17 protein-coding genes and 5 pseudogenes are annotated in these 17,648 nt (G+C 68.7%); 9 read left to right on the top strand and 13 right to left on the bottom strand.

Annotation, left to right across the window (positions count from 1 at the left end):
• The first annotated feature begins 170 nt into the window (after positions 1–170).
• The 3 genes and pseudogenes from ACWGIU_RS07850 to ACWGIU_RS07840 form a co-directional block, all read left to right on the top strand.
• Entirely contained in the window at positions 171–398 is a 228-nt protein-coding gene (locus tag ACWGIU_RS07850; protein WP_453703456.1) for a hypothetical protein, read from the top strand.
• A 278-nt stretch (positions 399–676) separates the two neighbouring features.
• A pseudogene (locus ACWGIU_RS07845) lies at positions 677–1,329 on the top strand (Tn3 family transposase); the annotation flags it as partial.
• Positions 1,330–1,401: 72 nt separating this feature from the next.
• A pseudogene (locus ACWGIU_RS07840) lies at positions 1,402–2,505 on the top strand (barstar family protein); the annotation flags it as partial.
• A gap of 138 nt (positions 2,506–2,643) precedes the next feature.
• Here the strand turns inward: ACWGIU_RS07840 and ACWGIU_RS07835 are convergent.
• Positions 2,644–2,730 (bottom strand): annotated as a pseudogene (locus ACWGIU_RS07835) (site-specific integrase); the annotation flags it as partial.
• Positions 2,731–2,806: 76 nt separating this feature from the next.
• Between ACWGIU_RS07835 and ACWGIU_RS07830 the strand changes: the two are divergent.
• A pseudogene (locus ACWGIU_RS07830) lies at positions 2,807–3,876 on the top strand (S8 family serine peptidase).
• 620 nt (positions 3,877–4,496) lie between these two features.
• On the opposite strand, the gene ACWGIU_RS07825 reads toward ACWGIU_RS07830, so the two are convergent.
• The 6 genes and pseudogenes from ACWGIU_RS07825 to ACWGIU_RS07800 form a co-directional block, all read right to left on the bottom strand.
• Positions 4,497–4,991: a helix-turn-helix domain-containing protein gene (locus ACWGIU_RS07825; protein ID WP_453703454.1), complete on the bottom strand. Its 495-nt coding sequence runs from the start codon at positions 4,989–4,991 to the stop codon at positions 4,497–4,499.
• A 740-nt stretch (positions 4,992–5,731) separates the two neighbouring features.
• A complete protein-coding gene (locus ACWGIU_RS07820; protein ID WP_453703452.1) occupies positions 5,732–6,163 on the bottom strand; it encodes a DUF5958 family protein in 432 nt (143 codons plus the stop codon).
• Positions 6,164–6,170: 7 nt separating this feature from the next.
• A complete protein-coding gene (locus ACWGIU_RS07815) occupies positions 6,171–6,593 on the bottom strand; it encodes a hypothetical protein (protein WP_453703450.1) in 423 nt (140 codons plus the stop codon).
• 54 nt (positions 6,594–6,647) lie between these two features.
• Positions 6,648–7,352 carry a helicase associated domain-containing protein gene (locus ACWGIU_RS07810; protein WP_453703448.1) on the bottom strand — a complete coding sequence of 235 codons (705 nt, stop codon included), beginning with the start codon at positions 7,350–7,352 and terminating at the stop codon, positions 6,648–6,650.
• Between the two features lie 29 nt (positions 7,353–7,381).
• Positions 7,382–7,528: pseudogene (locus ACWGIU_RS07805) on the bottom strand (helicase associated domain-containing protein); the annotation flags it as partial.
• Between the two features lie 99 nt (positions 7,529–7,627).
• Complete coding sequence (locus ACWGIU_RS07800) at positions 7,628–8,671, bottom strand: DUF4259 domain-containing protein (protein WP_453703446.1); 1,044 nt, start codon at positions 8,669–8,671, stop codon at positions 7,628–7,630.
• Positions 8,672–8,956: 285 nt separating this feature from the next.
• Here ACWGIU_RS07800 and ACWGIU_RS07795 point away from each other — a divergent pair, with 285 nt between their 5' ends.
• Positions 8,957–9,709 (top strand): hypothetical protein, encoded by a 753-nt coding sequence (locus ACWGIU_RS07795; protein ID WP_453703444.1) that lies wholly within the window; start codon positions 8,957–8,959, stop codon positions 9,707–9,709.
• Positions 9,710–10,511: 802 nt separating this feature from the next.
• Here the strand turns inward: ACWGIU_RS07795 and ACWGIU_RS07790 are convergent.
• Positions 10,512–11,081, bottom strand: a complete 570-nt coding sequence (locus tag ACWGIU_RS07790; RefSeq protein ID WP_453703442.1) for a hypothetical protein — start codon at positions 11,079–11,081, stop codon at positions 10,512–10,514.
• Positions 11,082–11,172: 91 nt separating this feature from the next.
• On the opposite strand from ACWGIU_RS07790, the gene ACWGIU_RS07785 reads away from it, so the two are divergent.
• Positions 11,173–11,625, top strand: a complete 453-nt coding sequence (locus ACWGIU_RS07785; RefSeq protein WP_453703440.1) for a hypothetical protein — start codon at positions 11,173–11,175, stop codon at positions 11,623–11,625.
• On the opposite strand, the gene ACWGIU_RS07780 is transcribed toward ACWGIU_RS07785, so the two are convergent.
• From ACWGIU_RS07780 to ACWGIU_RS07770, 3 genes are all read right to left on the bottom strand, one after another.
• Positions 11,542–12,003 carry a hypothetical protein gene (locus ACWGIU_RS07780; RefSeq protein WP_453703438.1) on the bottom strand — a complete coding sequence of 154 codons (462 nt, stop codon included), beginning with the start codon at positions 12,001–12,003 and terminating at the stop codon, positions 11,542–11,544. The genes ACWGIU_RS07785 and ACWGIU_RS07780 overlap by 84 nt on opposite strands.
• 325 nt (positions 12,004–12,328) lie before the next feature.
• Entirely contained in the window at positions 12,329–12,922 is a 594-nt protein-coding gene (locus ACWGIU_RS07775; RefSeq protein ID WP_453703436.1) for a hypothetical protein, read from the bottom strand.
• Positions 12,923–13,196: 274 nt separating this feature from the next.
• Entirely contained in the window at positions 13,197–13,493 is a 297-nt protein-coding gene (locus ACWGIU_RS07770) for a hypothetical protein (protein ID WP_453703434.1), read from the bottom strand.
• Between the two features lie 226 nt (positions 13,494–13,719).
• On the opposite strand from ACWGIU_RS07770, the gene ACWGIU_RS07765 reads away from it, so the two are divergent.
• Positions 13,720–14,539, top strand: a protein-coding gene (locus ACWGIU_RS07765; protein WP_453703432.1) for an IS5 family transposase whose coding sequence is annotated in 2 segments (ribosomal slippage) — positions 13,720–14,271 and positions 14,273–14,539 — 819 coding nt in all. Because the reading frame shifts where the segments join, the coding sequence is not laid out codon by codon here.
• Positions 14,540–14,558: 19 nt separating this feature from the next.
• On the opposite strand, the gene ACWGIU_RS07760 is transcribed toward ACWGIU_RS07765, so the two are convergent.
• Both ACWGIU_RS07760 and ACWGIU_RS07755 read right to left on the bottom strand, forming a co-directional pair.
• Positions 14,559–15,155: a YdcF family protein gene (locus ACWGIU_RS07760; protein ID WP_453703431.1), complete on the bottom strand. Its 597-nt coding sequence runs from the start codon at positions 15,153–15,155 to the stop codon at positions 14,559–14,561.
• Positions 15,156–15,223: 68 nt separating this feature from the next.
• Positions 15,224–15,673 (bottom strand): hypothetical protein, encoded by a 450-nt coding sequence (locus ACWGIU_RS07755; RefSeq protein ID WP_453703429.1) that lies wholly within the window; start codon positions 15,671–15,673, stop codon positions 15,224–15,226.
• A gap of 212 nt (positions 15,674–15,885) precedes the next feature.
• Between ACWGIU_RS07755 and ACWGIU_RS07750 the strand changes: the two genes are divergently transcribed.
• Complete coding sequence (locus tag ACWGIU_RS07750) at positions 15,886–16,806, top strand: ABC transporter ATP-binding protein (protein ID WP_453703427.1); 921 nt, start codon at positions 15,886–15,888, stop codon at positions 16,804–16,806.
• Complete coding sequence (locus ACWGIU_RS07745; RefSeq protein WP_453703425.1) at positions 16,803–17,627, top strand: ABC transporter permease; 825 nt, start codon at positions 16,803–16,805, stop codon at positions 17,625–17,627. The genes ACWGIU_RS07750 and ACWGIU_RS07745 overlap by 4 nt, the downstream gene beginning before the upstream one ends.
• Positions 17,628–17,648: the final 21 nt, after the last annotated feature.

The following is a 17,648-nucleotide window of genomic DNA, read 5'->3' as shown; positions in this document are numbered from 1 at the left end:
TACGAACGCCACCCCCGCAACTACCTGGCTCTTCTCGGTCTCGCAGCCGCCTCTGCTGCTACAAACGGCTCGTCCGCCTCACCACATAGGACACGGTCCAACTCGTGTCGTCTGCCACGAGAACACAGTCAGCACTTCGTTGTTGAGCTCTACCAAGCGAAGATCGCTCCATGGACTACGTCATCGACCTTGACCAAGCCGCCGCCGAGATCGCTGCACGCCTTCCCGCCTGGACTTCGGCCGGACTCAGTCCCAGACCGATCACCTGGCGGGACGAGGCCGCTCTCTGGCCTCAGCGGCTGGAGACCGACCGGGCCCTCGTCGCCGACCCGTATTCGATCGGCGTGCGCATCCTGGGTACCGACGACTGGACCGAGCTGCAGCTTGTCCTGTACTGAGGCGGCTGGGCAGACCTCGATGCCCTGACCGATGAGGAGGTCACCACCGAATGCCCGCAGATCACTACCCCGGAGGGGTTCGGCAGCCTCCTCGACTCCTCCGTCACACGTTTCCTGGGCACCGGCCGGTGTCCGGCCACCTGACGCAAGCTCGTATCCGGCACGCTGCCCTCGTGCCGGTCCGTAGATCAAAGAGCGTGCAGGACCCGGATTCGCAGGAGGTCGAAGTTCGCTCGCCCGAACATCTGCCGCTTCAGCAACTTGATTTTGTTGACGACGCGCCGCAGCTGGCAGACCTGCCGGACCAGAAGATGTGGCGGATCGACCGAGCGGCCGACTACGGCGCCTTCCAGGACGCGGCCCGAGCCCGGGTCGACCTGGTGCGGATCGAGCGGCACTGGGAAGACATTCTGCGGATCATCGGCTCCATCCACACCGGCGCGGTGCGGGCCTACGACGTGATCCGATGCCGTCGCGCGACGGCCGGCCCACCCCGCTGGGCGATGCGATCGCCCACTACGGGCGGATCGCCAAGACGCTGCACAGCCTGCGCCTGGCCGACGAACCCGGCTACCGGCGGCAGATCAAGACCCAGGCCAACCTGCAGGAGGGCCGCCACGCGCTCGCCCGGAAGATCTTCCACGGCCGGGCCGGGCAGCTCTACCAGAACTACCAGGACGGCATGGAGGACCAGATCGGCGCGCTCGGCCTGGTCCTCAATGCCTTGGTGCTCTTCAACACCCGCTACATGGACGCTGCTGTCGCTCGGCTCCGCGCCGACGGCTTCGATGTCCGCGACCGAGACGTGGCCCGCCTCTCCCCATTCGTGCGGCACCACGTCAACCTGCCCGGCCGGTACTCCTTCCAACTACCGGAGCTGCCCGGAGGCCTGCGGCCCCTGCGCGAGCTGAGCGCCGTCGACGAGAGGTGATTGAGGGCGAGTAGCCGTCCTCCGTCCTCCCGGGCCAGGCGGGTCCGTAGCGTAGGTGCGAAGGTTGCTCGCATGTTCGGGGGTTGGGTGCGCATCGCAGATCACGCCAGGTGGGGCCGGGGCTTTCCGGTGAAGTACCTCTTGGTCCAGGAGGACGAAGATGGCGTGGAACAGCTCTGGGGGAGGTGCGCGGGTGTTGAAGGGTTGTTCGTCGACCCCGTCCCGCCGTCACGGGAGGTCCTCACCCTCCGTGGATGTCGCCCCGACGGTCTCCTGAGCGAGGTCTTGGCCGAGCCCGACGTCTCGCTACGGAGTCTGGGCGACGTGTGCGTCGAGGTCTGGGACGACGAGAAGCCCGTGCAGTGGTGGACTCTTGTCGATGCGGTCGTGGTGGCTCATCAGCCCCACCCGGACGACCCAGCACGGCACGACATCGTGCTCGGCGCCGGCGTCAGGAGCGAGGAGAGCTTCTTCGAGCTGCCTACGGCTCCGCGCTTCGAGCTCTTCGCCGGAACGCCGACCGCTGCGGCAAGCGCAGGCCGCTGCTCTGGCGTGGACGGCCTGTTCAAGGCGCGAGTGGCCCCCGCCCCCGTACCGAAGGAGCTGATCGGCTGCGAGCCTGCGGAGCCCCTGCTCGCGGCGCTGTGGCGCCCTCGTCGGTCGGAGCGGGACTGGGCCTACCTCCTGGTGCTGGATCGCCATGGTGCCGTGATGGCCTCCCGCACCGTGGGCCTGGCCATCACTGGGGCGCGACCGTCCGTGCTCGGAGGCACGCTCGTCGACATCACCCTCACCGATGGTGGAGACGATCGGCCATCCTTGGCGGCCCGCCCGATCTGGGCGGAGTGGTATCAGGGCCCGCCGGCACAGTCCAACATGTGGGCTCCGTACGACTCGCAGGGCAGGGCAGCGTGGTTGGACCTCGCCACCCGTGCCTGGCGGGTGCCCGCGCCCCGGCCGGATCGGTCCGGCGGTGAGTACCATCTCGACGGCCGGTTCGTCACGGATGTTCCTGGGCTGCACTGCTCGATTGCCGAGGCCCTGCTCGGGCCCGGCCGCTACTACGGGCGGGAGTGGAACGCCTTCAAGGACTGCCTGGCTGGTGGATTTGGAGTGGCCCCTCCCTTCACTTTGACCTGGCACGACTCCGAGGTCGCACGCCGCGCGCTGGCGGACGTTGTGGAGGATCCAGAGGACGGGCTCTCCTACTTCGAGGACATCGTGCGGCTTCTCGAACGGTGCGGCGTCACGGTCGTGCTCCAGGGAGCCGCAGGCGTCCGAACGAATGCGGTTTCGGGACAGGCTGAGCGAGCTTCAGCGCCTGCTGTTGCCGGGCGCGAGCAGGCTGGTGACCTCTGCGATCGCCTCCGGGGACGGCTTGAAGTAGCGGCGGACGTTCTCCGCAGCGTGGGCGGTCAGCGCCGGTACGGTGACGTCGGAGGCCGCCGATAGCGGCCCGCCGGACTACCTCACGCTCATGAAGGCTCAGGAGATGTGGAGGGTCGCAGACGGCAGCGTCATCACGGTGGCCGTCGTCGACAGCGGCTTCAAGGAAGTCGCGGGCGTGCGGAGCGAGTCCGTCCTTCCAGGTGTGTCGGTCATGTCACCGCCGATCAAGGAGCCGGACAAGACATACCCGCCGCACGACGATGTCGACGGGCACGGGACCACCATGACCGCGGCCATCGTCGGCGACGGCACGGGAGGCGCCCCCAAGGGGCTGGCTCCCGGCGCCAAGGTCATGCCCGTAAGAACCAGCCTCGGCACGCCCATGGCCTTTGCCGCAGGCGCCGAGGGCGCCAAGGGGATCCGGTACGCGGCCGACAGCGGGGCCAAGATCATCAATTTGAGCTGGGGCGACTACTACGCCTTCGAGAAGCTCAAGCCGGCTGTCCAGTACGCCCAGAGCAAGGGGGTCTCGTCTTCGCTGCCATGGGAAATGAGGGTGAGGGCAACAACGCGCACAATTTGCTCGCCATGGTTCCGGGAGTCATCGGCGTAGGAGCCATTGACGAGACCGGCGAGCCGTTGGATCTCTCCTCGCACGGGCCGGACACGGACCTGGCCGCGTGCGGCAGCAAGGCCCGGATCCGCTGCAAGGAGAACACCACCTGGTGCGTGTCTGACGGAGGTACCTCGTACGCCACTGCTCTGGCCTCCGCCTCCGCCGCGCTCGTGTGGTCGGCTCACCCCGACTGGACCGCAAATCAAGTCGCCCGCGTCCTCATCGAGACCGCCGGCGGCCCCGTCGACGGCGCAAAGAGCAACGACTGGATCGGCTACGGGGTGGCCCGCCCGAGCTGGGTGCTGCTGAAGAAGGCAGGCAGCCCGGGGCCGCCTGACGCTGACCCCTTGGCCAGCCCAGCCCCCGTGAAGACCCCCATCCCCACCCCTACCCCCAGCGCCGACCGAACAGCCACGACCTCACACCGGGCGGAATCAGCGAATACGGAATCCGGGGAAGTCCCCTTGGAGTGGCCGGTAGTCGGCGCCGCCGTCGCCGTGATCATCGGCATCACGGTGCTCGTCAAGCGCCGTCGCAGTTGATCCTTCCGAGCTCGCCTTTCCGGCCAGCGAAAAAGCCCACGCCTCGCCCTTCACCGGGCGGGGCCTCGGGAGCATGCCGACGCGAGTCGTGTCCCGCCCGGCGGACCACTTTGGGCGGCCGACACTCCCCTCTGACGGGACAGCTTCCCGAGGTCGCGACCACGGTCGACGCCACCGACGCATTCTCTTGGCGTACAGGAACGAGGCCGCGGGGCGGGCGACGGTGGCACCAGCCCGCAAGAAGTCCTCCGAACCCCGTGCCACGGGCGGTATCCACGGGACACAGCTCATGCTCACGGCCGAGTCCGACGACATCACGGCCATACGTGAAGAAGGCGATCTGGGAGCGTACATGCGAGTCCTGATCAGCCCGCCCCCGTAGCACCCGCCCCCACGTCCGAGGGCTTCCGCGATCCGGCCCACACCCCAGGGGCTTGGCCGACGCCCCGCCCCCCCTGCCTCCGGGGCACGTGCGGGCCCGGGAGAGCCCGCCTACTGCGGCTGCCTCCAGTGCCAAGCCCTCGGGGAGCACGTCGAGTCCGACGCATGCGCGTGCCCCTCCTGCGCGCACCGCAAGTCGCAGATGCTGGCCACCCGCAGCGCGGAGAGACGGCGCCCGCCTACGGCACGGACGGTGCCAGAGCCGCCAGAGCCGACTCCCCAGGGCGCGGCTCCGGCAGCCCCGCAACGACGCCAGCAGCCGCCCAGCCGCCGCCCGCCCCCCGGACGGCCAGCCCATGCCCGGCCAGGCCCTCCAGGTGCTTGGCCACCGTACGCTGCGCGAACCCAGCCGCCTGGCAGAGCTCCTCCACCGCGACCGCCCGCCCGGCGGCCTTCAGCGCGCTCCACGTGCGCTGCGCGGGCTGGCCGAGGCCTCCGTCCGCCTTGCTCGCGAACACCGACGCCTGCGGATCGCGCGCTGGACCACCGATGGCCACCGGCCCCTGCGCGGGCACCAGCGTGCTGCCCGCGCCGTCCGCGACGGCGGCCGGAGCCGCAGTGCCCGCGGCCGAAACCGGCCTCTGGGCGGCCCGCGGCTCGGTACGGGACCGGCCCACCGGCCGGGGCGTCCGGTTCACACGACGATGCCTGCGGCCCTTCTCACGCTTGCCCACGTCGGCTCCTCCAGCGACTCGCTTCCAGCTCCTGCCCTAACGATCCTGCCAGCCCACAGAACGCCTCGGGCCCAGGCGATGCGGAGAATCACTGACACGGCCCAGCACCACAGGCCTTCGGCACTGCGACGACCTGCGGCGCCACCGCATGGCGAGGTGATGGACGTTCCGCTCGTACGCCCACTCGGCCCCCTCAGCCGCAGGCCGCCCTCCGTCGCGGCAGCGGCCGGTACCTCGAGCCGGAGAAAGTTTGCGCACTCGGCCACCGGACCGGGATCTTCAACGTGCACCTCGATCCGGTGCTCGCACAGGCTCACCAGCGCCATGAGCATCGTCGCCGCGGTGATACCGACTGGGGGATGTTCTTCACCTACAAGGTCGAGTACGGCGACGAGCCGCTGGTCCAGCTGTCCGTATCCCGCACGTGGGCACGGCAGGTCGCCGGCGCCGGCTGGGCCGTCGTGGACGGCCTGCCGAGTGATCCACGTCCTGGAATGGGACGACAGCGTCACACCCCGCGTGTGTCCGGGCGTTGCGGGGGGCCCGCGGTGCGCTGGCTGTTGGCTCTGCGTCGGGAGGCCCGCTGCTCCCCCGGCTGTCTGGCAGCGCGTTCTACGTACTGCTGTCGTGCTGGCGTCTGCGGCGTTCGAGCCTTGCGTGCGGGTACAGGTACGGGGCTGACCCCTCCTCCACCAGGTCTGGGTCGGAGACGGCCATGATCCTGTCGAGGAGAGCCGCTGTTACGGCTCCTCGGTTGCCGTGGGCAGGTTGTGCCATGGGTGTCCGCACGTGCCCTTGCAGTACTTCTGCCTGCGGCGGGTGTCAGCGACGGCGAACACGGAGACGAGGACACGAAACGCCTTCACGTGCTCGTCTGCGGGGAGCCCGGCGAACCCGCTGCGGGGCGGGTCCATGCAGATCATCACTGCAGGGTTGGCTGTGGGCTTGACACCGGACCGCCCAACTCCCGCGCGGCCGTCTGCGGCCGTGATGTGTGCCTGCATCGCGTAGCCGGCGACCGCCCGCAGTACCTCCTGTCGGTCTGCCGGGTAGAGGCCGGAGAACCAGGCCGCACCGTCGTCCAACGTGCGGAGCCCTTGGGCGACCTCGTTGACGACCTCCTCGGTCTCGCGCCGGAGGGCACGGCTGTCGTCCCTGCTCGTTTCGGCCATCTCTTGATCATTCCACGCTGCCGGTTCGGGGCGAAGGCCCGACCATTGGCGGGCCGAATGCCAGTGCGGTGCTCTGTCCCGTCGGGGAGCCGTTCGACGACGGCCTGGCTCGCCGGGCAGGCTGCCCTTCCGCGTGCCTGAGACGGAAGAACTTACTCAGGGGTGTGGTGTTTCGGGCTGGGCTGCCCTCCACGGCCTCTCGTGCTGCGCGCAGTCTGCTGGGATGGTCGCCCAGGAGCCGGGTGGTGATGAGGATGGCCTGGATCATGCCGACGCCTTGATCCTTCAGATGCTGCTGTACTGCATCCATGTCGGCGCCCGTCGCCAGCAGACGTCTGCACTCATCGATGTCGTCAGCAACCTGCTGCGCGCGCTCAGGGGGCAGACCGCTGACATTGGCGAGAAGTTCTTCCGCGGTGGGGCTTGCCATGTCTGGGATCCTCTCAGCGGATCTCCGTCACTTCCACGCGGTTTCATCCCCTCCTTACCGTGCCCAGTCGACGCCCAGCTCGGCGAGTGCGGCGAGCTGTGCCTGGTCGAGCTTGTCGCGGTGGGCCTTTTGGTTCCCGATCCAGATGCCGGTGCGGTGTTCGGTGCCGTCCGGGAGATGCTCGACGACGGCCCGCCCCGGCAGGCCGCCCTCCCGCGCGGTGTACTGCTTGAGGGCCGGGAGGCCTTTTTGGAACGCTGTACCGCTCGCGCGCGGCCCGGACGCCGCGGTTGTCTTCGCCGGGGCCCTGCGGGCCCGTGGGGCCTTCTTCATGCCGAGTTCGTTGAGCTGGCGCTGCTGCTCGGCGTTCAGCCGGTCCCAGGTCCGGCGTTGGGTGGCGAGCCACCGGCCGACGTCCTCGCCGTGCCGCGTCACCCCCGGCACGACGGCGGTCAGGCGGGCGCCTTCCGCCAGGAGCTGGGCGAGGTAGGCGTAGTGCCACTGCTGCCAGTCGACGGTCCACCCCAGCGTCCCCGGGTTCCAGTCGGGGTCGATCGCGGCGAGCGCCGCGGCCCGCCGCTCCGCGCGTACGGGGTCCTTGCCCAGTCCGCCGGGGCGGCGGATGTTCGTGAGGTACTGCCCGACCGCGATGTCGAGAATGGTGGCGTGCCGCGGCGCGGCCTGCGTCCCGTGCAGCTCGTAGTATGCCCGCGCTGCGCCGAGGTTCTGCTCGAAGCCGGCGTCGGCGGTGTCCCACACGACCCCAGCCCCTCCCGCGCGGCCGCCCGCTCGCCGGTCATCGACCCGGCCCGGTAGACGCGCCGCTGATCCGACAGCCACCTGCCGAGTGGGAACGCGCCTTCCGGTTCGACGTGCTCGTAAGGGACCTCCAGGTGCTCCTGACGCTGCCGGTACCGCCATGCGGCTTCCACACCCCGGCGCCAGTGAGGGCCAAGAGATGTCCGTACAGATCTCGACGGTCGACCGCGAGAGGAACCGGATCCTTCTGGCTGAACCCGTCGTTCCCGAACGCGTTACGGGTGGGGTGGGGTGGTCTGCGTTTCCGTGCGCGGGGCGAGGGTGAGGGGTGCGCCATTCAGCTCGGTTCGGCCGGTGGAGGTCCACCAGAGCTCTCCGTCCTCGGTGAGGTAGGGGGTGTCGCCGTCCACTTCGCTGCCGTGGTCGAGTGCGTCGGCCACGACGGTTAGGTATACGGCCAGTGAGGGCCAGCCGTCGTCGAAGTAGGCCCTGCCGTCGTGTGCCGTACTGCCGATGCGGCCCTGGCCGGGTCCTTCGCGCATGTCGATGATCTGGGAGTCGCCGTCGCTTTGCGCCCACGGGATCCACTGCGGGTGCCACCAGGGTTCGTCGTCCCCGTCGGGTTCGGTCAGGTCAGGGTCGTCCCCGGCGATGTCGACGCACATCTGCCAGTGCTCGACCATCCCCGCGATGGACATGGGCGGCTGGTCGGGGACCAGGTTGGCCCACTGGGTGATCCCGTTATGGCAGGCCAGCGATTCCAGGAGGTCGGCGGGGAAGCGCACCCCCATCGCTTCCTGCGCGGCCTCGACTTCGGCAGAGTCGGCCGGTGGGGCGAGCAGCGCGTGGGAGGCGGGCGCGTGTCGCTGCATCCAGGTGTCGATTCTGGCCCAGGAGCGGGCTACCGGCTGGGGTGTGGGGAAGGTGAGGACCCTGCGCAGGAGCTGCAGGCTGCGGAGCCAGTGGAGGTACTTGTCGGTTTCCGCCCAGAGTTCTCGCAGCTCGGATGGTTCGGCTTCGACCCGGTCCACGGCGCGGACGGCGATGTCCCGCAGGTCGACAGGAAGTGCGGGGACGGGCAGCTCGGGCCCGTACGCGCTGGTGACGGGCCGGCCCCCGGGGCACTGGGCGGCGACGAGGGCTGCGGCGGCCACCGCTTCGACCGCCAGCTGCTGGTCGAGGGGGTCGTCGGCGTCGAGGACGTGGACGAGGGCGTCCCGCACGAGGCCAGGCCGGTCGGCCTCGGCGGTCTCGTCGAGGGAGCTGCAGAAGTCCGCGGCTGTGTCGTTGTCGAAGGGGCCTACGTCCCAGGTGCCCATGGGTCTCCTTGAGATGGGGTGCTCCGGGATAGTGCCAGGCGGCACCGACAACACCGGGCTGGGGGGGGCGGCGCGGAGGGTCATGCCGGTGGTTGGTGATCCGTGCTGCAGTGCGGGTGTGCGATCTCTCGCCTTGGGACGGTGGTGTGAGAGACGCTTGTGGCGCGGATCGGCGGGTGCGGGGGCGTGGTTCGGCCTGACTGCGTTGTCGGAGGGGTGGGTTACTCTCCGGCCATGGATCTGCCCTATAGCACCAGACCTTCCGCGGAGGAGATCGTCGCGGCTGTGCCCGGGCTCGCGCCGTACGCACGGCCGGCGGTGGTGTTGGCCCCTGATCGGGGGGAGCCGACGGTCCACCAGAGTTCGGTGGGTGGGCCGTTGCTTTGGCCGGCCGATGAGCCCTGGCCGGATTGCGACGTCCCGGATGAGAAGTCTGGTTCCGGGACGCCGGCGACGGCCACGGTCGCGGTGGTGCAGGTGTACCGGCGGGACGCACCGGGTGACTGGTGGCCCGAGGGCAAGGACGTGTTTCAGCTCCTGTGGTGCCCCAACGTGCACTGGGATCCGCCGGCCCCGCACGCTGATGTCAGCCCGGTCGCCGCGATCCGTTGGCGGAACAGTGCCGAGGTCACGCGAATACTCGGGGCGCCCCCGCTGCCCGTACGTCAGGAGGACCCGGACTACGGCTACACCCCCGTGCGGTGCACGCTCACCCCAGTACCCCTCGTCGATTTCCCCTACCCGCAGGCTCTGCCAGACGAGGAACTCATCGAGTCCGTGGAGGAATATGTGGAGGCGACCGGGGACGGCAGCGATGTCATCACCCGGGTGGCCGGGATCAAGTTCGGCGGGTGGCCCACCTGGCACCTGAACGAACCTGACGACATCCTTTGCCTTACGTGCAGGGCCTCGTGCCGTCTGCTGTTCACCGTGGCCAGTGACCACACCACCGGGATCACGGTCGGCAGGTGGGGCGACTTCCGAGTCTTTGCCTGCCCAGTCGGGGATGGGCACGGCTACGTCTTCGACCAGCACTGATCTACCTTGACTCACTGATGGGCGCCATGGATCCTTCAGTGCCTCGCGACAAGGGTGTGCACCAGGTCGTGGGGCGTTGAGCTGGGATCTTTCGGTAAGGCGTGTCGTTCTTGTGCTGAAGGCCGGTGTCGTTTCCCGCTGAAGGTTGGCTGTGGCGCGTGTGGGCTTGTCGTGCGGACAGCAGTCCCCAGGGAAGCCGCCGTCCCGCCCATCGGCAATGGGCCGCGCCGACCAGGGGTCGGGACGCGGCCGGTGAGCAGGCCGTACGATTCCCGGGGGGCGAAGCGCCGGGGGAGTTTGGTCAGGGCGGGGGACGGATGTGAGCGTTTTCTCCGTGGAGGGCGGGAGTACGCCGCCCTCACAGTGCTCGGGAGCGACGACTTCGACGCTCTGGAGGTGGTGGAGATGACTGCTGCCGGGCGTGGCGCCCTGTTGTTGGAGTTCCGGATGGACGAGGAGACGGCCAGCCTGGTCCACCTCGGCGCGGAGGTAGGTATTCCGCTGCTCAGGGCCTCCCTGGAGATCTTCCGCAAGGACTTCCTGGAGCCGAGGCGCGCAGCGGGGCTGCCTCTGCCCAGAGGCCCGGCAAGCCACTGGGCAGCAAACAACTGGGGCGGCGCCTCCGCAAGATCGGACTCCCTACCGAACCCGGACGATGCGCGGCCCTGCTTGACCTCTGCACGCAGATGCCGCCCGCGGTCCTTCAGCGTCTGCTCGGCATCAGCCCCGCAGCTGCCGAGCGCTGGGCCGCCGGGGCCGTCAGGACCGCATACGCTGCGGAGGTTGCCCGTCGATCATGACCCTATCTCGCAGTGACGGCAACAGCCTGCGTGCGGCAGCGTTCCAGCCCCGCCCTCACCTCTGCCTGGTCCGGGCCGTCCTTGCTCGCCAGTAGTTCGCCGGCCGCAGTCATGGCGGCCCAGAAATCGGGCGGTGAGCCCCGCCCGTCCCGGAACCGGGTCTTGGCAAAGTACAGGAAGATCTTCGTGAGCTCACCGGTGCGAAACCACCCGAGCAGGCCACCGGGATAGCCTCCGCGGGCGCCAGCGGCGGTTCCCAGCAGATCGCGGATGTGCTCCTCGTGCTCGTCAAGTACCCGGTCCACGATGAACACGTGCCCGAAGGAGAGAACAGTGGCGACGAGTTCCTCCTCACCCGCCGCGAACTCCGCGAAGAGTGGCTCGACCTCTCGCAGTCGGGCCTCGGCTTCCGTCCGGGGCACGCCCAGGGCCAGGCACAAGGCCAGCACACAGGCGCCCCACTCGCCTGTCCTCGCGGCTAGCTCGGCGAAGATTTCCTCATCGCTCTGCCCTGCCGCAAGCATCTCCCGCGCATCCAGAACCAGAGCGTCCGCGCCCTCCCCGTGATTCATGGCGAGAGGCTACCGCGTCGTGTGACGGCCAAGATCGGCCGCGGATGGCTCGGGCACAGAGGTCTGCTTGGCGGGCTGCCATCATGCTCGGATGGCCCACGACATAGTGTTCTTCCTCGCCCCCGACGACGCGGCCGCCGCTGCCACGCGCCTGCGGGGACCTGGTGCGGCGTTTGAGTCTGTGACCTGCCATTTTATCGAGCCGGACAGCGTCATCGCCGAGTGGGACATGTTCTTCGAGGAGCCTTCCGCCGAGGCTCCGCCACCTGAGCAACTCCTTGGGTGGGCGTGGCCGGAGTGGGTCACCGCCCCCTTGAACGATGGCGTTGAGGTGTTCGCTCTGCCGAAACGGCTGACCCAAGCACTGGCCAACGCGACCTCCGCCGAACTCGAAGAGCTCGCAGGCCGCTGGACCATGCGGCTCTGGTCCGAGGACGGGGACGACATGACCGACGACGATCTACTGGCCGTCCTGCAGGGAGTGGCCCGGCTCGCGGCGTCTGCGGTGAACACAAGGGGCGGCCTCTACAGCTGGAGCCTCTGACCGCCCATCTTTCGAGGGCGGCTCACGTTTGACGCCGCTGCACGCCAAGAGCTCGTTCCCAGTGGCGTCGAAGTACAGAGTGAAGTGCCAAGACCGGTCTGCTGCATCGATGATGCCGGTGCGCAGATACTTGTCTCGGTGCTGGGCCAGGATCTCAACGGTCTCGTCAAGGCCGAGGGTCGTCAGGCCGATCTTCAACGACCGCCTCAGCCGCGTCGCAGCGATGCCAGCGACCATCCAATGGGGCACCTCGCTGTCCCAGACCATCACCCGGCCACCGGCGGCGATGGCGTCACGTGCTGCCTTGCAGGCGCGGGTCTGGTCGGTGAGCATCGCGGCGATGTCAGGCTGACTGGGGTTCTCGTCCTCGGCGGCCATTCGGTGACTGTAAGGGGCGAACGCGGGCGTTGCTACAGGATTCGGCGTGGCCTCCCCGCGGCGCTCGGCCACTCCGCGCCTGGGGTGCAGTCGAACTGAGCTGGCTGCCCCGCCGCCTATTCCGCAGGACCGAATATCCGAACCTACCGACACTTGCCGAGAAGGCGGGCAAGTCCGGCTACATCAAGCACGCCACGGTCGTGCGCAAGCAGGGCGGCGAGGGCACCGCGTACCCCGAGCCGGTGCAGGACGTCTCCGGATCCGGCACGGCGTTGATGGAGCTGGACCTTCTCTCACCAACGGCACGAGTCGACTGCGCTCGTCCTTATGTGGTGAACGTGGCCGGGGGACGCTGGATCTCCAGGACAACTGCCGTGCCTGCCACGGATTGGTCCTCATGCATGGTGATCACCTGGCCGGGCTGAAGGTGCTGCCACTGCGAGGGGTCCAGGGGCGCGAGTCGTACCGAGGCATGTCCCCCGGGTTCCAGGAAGGGCGTGAACTCCACCCAGAGCCGGGCAATGTTGAGAGCCGGTTCGCCGGTCGCGGTCTGGTGGCCGATGTTCCACATCGGTCGCAGGACGCCAGCGCCGGAGATGGGCGTCTGTCGTCGCGCTTCGGTGGCAGGGCGGAGGGTGAGGTCGGCTCGGAGGATCCCGTGGCGGGTCTCGAAGGCGCGCCAGTGGCACCAAGCCGCGCTCTTCTCCAGCCTCATCTGTTCGGCAGCGGTGGCAAGGGTTTCCCAGAAGCTGAGCGGAAGCGGACGGACGTCACCGAGTTCTTCCAGCAGATCGAGAGCCACTTCCCATTCGTCGTGAGCGAGGTACTCCCAGACGTCGCTCACCGTGATGTCGTTCTCAGTGGCGATCTTCTCAGGAACCAGCAGGGAAGCGGCTTCCAGCAGCTTGGGGACGTCCATGCCCTGATTCTGGACCACGGTCTCCTGGCCGCAGCAGGAGGTGCCCGATGACCTCCATCGAGCAGATCGCGATCCTGGCGACCTTCGGGGCGGTGTGGGCGGTTCTCTCCGTCGGTCACAACGTCGCGAAGGCGGCGCCGTCGGCGGCCGAGGTCGCGGATGGCGTGCGCCCGAGGCGGGGCTGGGGCGCGTGTCTGGGACACGTTGCCCAGTACCACCTGGTGGCTCTATTCACGGGTTGTGGCTCTGGCTCAACTTCTGTGGTGGATCGATCTCAGGCTGACGGTTGGCCCGTTGACTGCACCGTTTCGTGGACCAGCTCAGCGAGCTGGAGCAGGAACCCGTACGTTGCCATCCGCCCGTGGATGCGGATGAAGTAGGACCGACTGGAGCATTTGAAGATCTCTCGCCGGCGCACCTTCCAGAGCTTGTCCTCGTACGTGCTTGCCGCCTCCAAGAGGGCCGTCTCCGCTTCCTCGGCACTACCGTCGAACTCCGTGAGGGTCCGTGCATTGCGATCCGCCTCGCTGACACCTTCGACAGGTATGGCCAGCACGATCCATCGGGACACCCTGAGATCCGTTCTCCCCAGCACCGCCAGTTGCGACGCGCACGGCGCAAGTGTGGCAGCAGCTTTCCGACGCAAGACCGGCACCACAGAAGCTGAGCCAGAACCCGTTCTCGTGAACAAAACCACCAGTGCGGGCGGCGGCGGTTCGGGCCGCGCTTAGAACCCCTAACGAAATGATCTTCGAGGTGGTTGGATCGCTCCAGGACCGACGATCCGGGGGTGCGGGGTGGCGCGGCCGAAGCCGTGGGAGGTCGACGATGAGCTGTGGGCGGTGATCGAGCCGCTGCTACCAAAGGTGGGGCGTCGGGCTCGATACCCCGGGCGCAAGCGGCATCCGGACCGGCTGGTGTTCCACGGCATCATGTTCGTGCTGCATACCGGCGTTGCATGGGAACACCTGCCGCAGGAACTCGGCTTCGGTTCAGGCAGGACCTGCTGGCGCCGCCTGGCTGAATGGACTGAAGCCAGGGTCTGGCTCCGGCTGCACGAGGTCCTCCTCGCCAAGCTCCGCAGCGAGAACGCCCTGGACTTCTCAAGGGCGGCAGTCGACGGCTCCCACATCCGGGCATTAAAGGGGGGATCCAAGACCGGACGAAGCCCCGTCGACCGGGGCAGGGCGGGCAGCAAACACCACCTGCTCACAGACGCCACCGGCATCCCGCTCGCCGCCACGCTCACCGGCGGCAACCGCAACGACGTCACCCAGCTGATCCCGCTCCTGAAAGCTGTGCCGCCGGTGCGAGGCAAGCACGGCCGGCCCCGGCGCCGCCCCGGACGTGCTGCTGGCCGACCGCGGCTATGACCGCGACAAGTACCGCCGTCTCGTCTGGGCTCTCGGCGTGAAACCGCTGATCGCCCGCCGGGGCACCGAGCACGGCTCCGGCCTGGGCGCCCAACGCTGGGTCGTGGAGCGTCCCTTCGCGCATCTGCACTGGTTCCGCCGTCTGCGGATCCGCTGGGAGATCCGCGACGACATCCACGAAGCCTTCCTCACTCTGGGATGGAGCATCATCTGCTGGCGTCGGCTCAAGAACCACCATGCGTGAGCCACGCGATAGCGACCGTCTACGGCAAGACCTTCCGTTCGTCGGCCTTGAGGCCGCGGAGTGTCCAAAGTCCGTACAGAGCCAGCAGCGGTTTGACGACCATCCACTCGCCAGGGCGGTAGTCATCCGCGCGCACCAGCCTCTCTGCAAGATCGGGCCGCTGCCGCCGCAAGTACGCTCGCGCCTTGAGCGCATGAGCTGGTTGAGAGGCGATCTTGATGCGGCCCACGTCCTCAAGCAGTGGGATCACGTTCGTGATGTTTTCCCACGTCGTTGCGCTTTGGTCCTCGAGGAGCACCGTGCCGTCGAACTCAAGTACCGACTTCGCGTAGTCAGCCATCAGCTTGGCCTCCGCAGCGCCGCTGCCGGTCGCGCCGCCGCTGAAGATCACGCGGGTCTCATGCGCACCATCGGCGCATGAGCGGATTCCAGCACGGACTCGCCATCGGTTGATCAGGTTCGCCGTCGCTTGGGGATTCCGGTACCCCAACACCACCACGGCCTCGGAGGCGCCCCCGCTGTCCCCCACGAGAACTTGAGACCAGCGCCAGTTCAACCACTCGCCCCAGGCCAGGGCTGCAACCCCAGCTATCGCCAGTCCTGTCCTTCGCCGCATGCGGCGACTCTAGGGCACCTCGGTGCCGAGCCGCGAGGAACCAGCCGCGCTACAAACGACGCATTCTGTTAGGAGCAGGATGCGGCCATCGCCAAGAGGGCGATCATGACGTTGACGGTCAGGTTGTCCCCGTGCGCGAAGACGCCGATGACCAGGAGTTGCACGGCGAAAGATACGGCTACGGCGACGATCGAGGCTCGCCGAGTGCAGGTTGCGACGATGAATCCCAGGACGAGGTCCACCGCCAGAAACGACAGAAACTGGCCCTGATACCCCACCGACAGGTCCGCATGGACGGAGCTTGGAGTGCCCACCACCACGGCGGTGGATCCGGAGATCGCCACTGCCAGAGCCAGCAGCGGCATCCGTCGGACCACGCCGACGAGCAGGCTCACGGCCAGCAGCGACCCGACACCGTGGACCGTGCCCGACGCCCGCGGCGCGCCCCCCACCAGCAGACCCACCATCAGAAGGTAGGAGGCACCCCCCGCCCAGGCCACGGCCTTCGTTCTCGTCATCGGCGGCGTGCCCCCCACCGGGGAACAAGGCCGCGGTGCGCGACACGCACAGGCAACGGGGTGATCGTTATGAGGTTCACGCCGCGAGACTATCCGGGCCACCGCCCGCGCGGCATTGGCCCCGGGACGTACGCCCACGGGCTAACCAGGCCGCGCGATTGCCGCCCACGGCCCCATGTCCGGACGGCAGGCCTCTCGGCACTGTGGGTGCCGTGATCGAAGTCAACGAACTCACCAAGCGCTACGGCAGCAAGACGGCCGTCGACCATCTGTCCTTCACCGTGCGGCCAGGCCAGGTCACCGGATTCCTCGGCCCCAACGGAGCCGGCAAGTCCACCACCCTGCGGATGATCCTCGGCCTGGACGCGCCCACCACCGGCTCCGCCACCGTCAGCGGCGTCCCCTTCCACCACCACCCGCGCGGACTGCGGCACGTCGGCGCCCTCCTCGACGCCGGACAGGTCCACGGCGGCCGCACCGCCGCCGCCCACCTGTCCGCCCTGGCCCGCAGCAACGGCATCCCGCGACGCCGGGTGGACGAGGTGCTCCAGGAAGTGGGACTGGCCGAGGCGGCGAGCTGTCGCATCGGCGGATTCTCCCTCGGCATGAAGCAGCGGCTGGGGATCGCCACCGCCCTGCTCGGCGACCCGCCCGTGCTCATGTTCGACGAGCCGATCAACGGCATGGACCCGGAGGGCGTGCTCTGGGTGCGCCAACTCTTCCGGCGCCTGGCCGCCGAAGGGCGCACGGTCTTCCTCTCCAGCCACCTGATGTCGGAAATGGAGAACACCGCCGACCAGCTGGTAGTCATCGGCCGGGGCCGCCTCATCGCCGCCGAGGCGGTACGGGACTTCGCGGCCCGCGGCACCCGTCGCAGCGTCGTGGTCGGGACACCACAGGCCGCCGAGCTGGCAGCCGTGCTGACCGCGGCGGGCGCCACGATCGAGCCGGACGGCTCGGCGGGCGCCGAGAAACTCGCCGTGACCGGGCTCCCGGCGGACCGAATCGGAGCGCTCGCCTTCGAGAACCGTATCCGGCTGGACGAGCTGACCACCCACACCGCCTCACTGGAGGCGGCCTTCATGGAACTCACCGCCGACAGCGTCGAATACCAGGCAGGACAGCCTCGATGACCACACTCGCCTCCGTCCCCCCGACCACCGCCGTCACCGGGCCACCCGCCCGCTTCCGCGACCTGCTCGCCTCCGAGTGGATCAAGATGCGGTCCCTGCGCTCCATCCCGTGGACAATCGCACTCACCGTCCTGTTCGTCATCGGGTCCTCCGCCGTGGCCACGCTCGCGGACAACGCCGCCCGCTCCGGCCCCGCTGACTTCCTGCCCTACAACGCCTATCCGCCGGCGGGCTACTGGACGCTGATACTCGTCGCCAGCAGCATCGGCGCCCTCACCGTGGTGAGCGAGTACAGCAGCGGCCTGATCCGCACCACCACCGTGGCCGTCCCCGCCCGGAGCTCGGTGGTGCTGGCCAAAGCGGCCGTCACCGCCGCGCTGTGGACCGCGGTCGGCACGGTCATCTCCACCGGTTCCTTCCTGGTCTCCCAGGCCATCCTCAGCGGGAGGCACGTCGGGGTCCCGCTCACTCACCCCGGGGTGTTCCGGGCGCTGGTGGCATCCGCGCTGCTGGCCCCAGTCTGCGCACTGATCGGTCTGGGCCTCGGCGTCCTGCTCCGGCACAGCGCTGCGACCATGGTCACCAGCGTCTTCACCCTGCTGATGCTGCCGCCCATGTTCTCGGAGAGCGATCGTTGGTCGGCGGACATCAACCACGCGATGGTGTCGGCCGCCTGGAAGCGCTTGGTCCAGAACTGGGAGCCCGATCCCGGATCCCTGGGATACACCGCCACGGTCCCCGGCTCCTGGATCGTGTACGTGCTCTGGCCGCTGATCGTGGTCGCACTCGCCGTGCTCGTCGTGAGGCACCGCGACGTGTGAGTGTGCCTCCAGGACGCGCAC

The organism is Streptomyces sp. NPDC054840, assembly GCF_053611065.1.
This window is presented reverse-complemented; position numbering and strand designations above follow the sequence as displayed.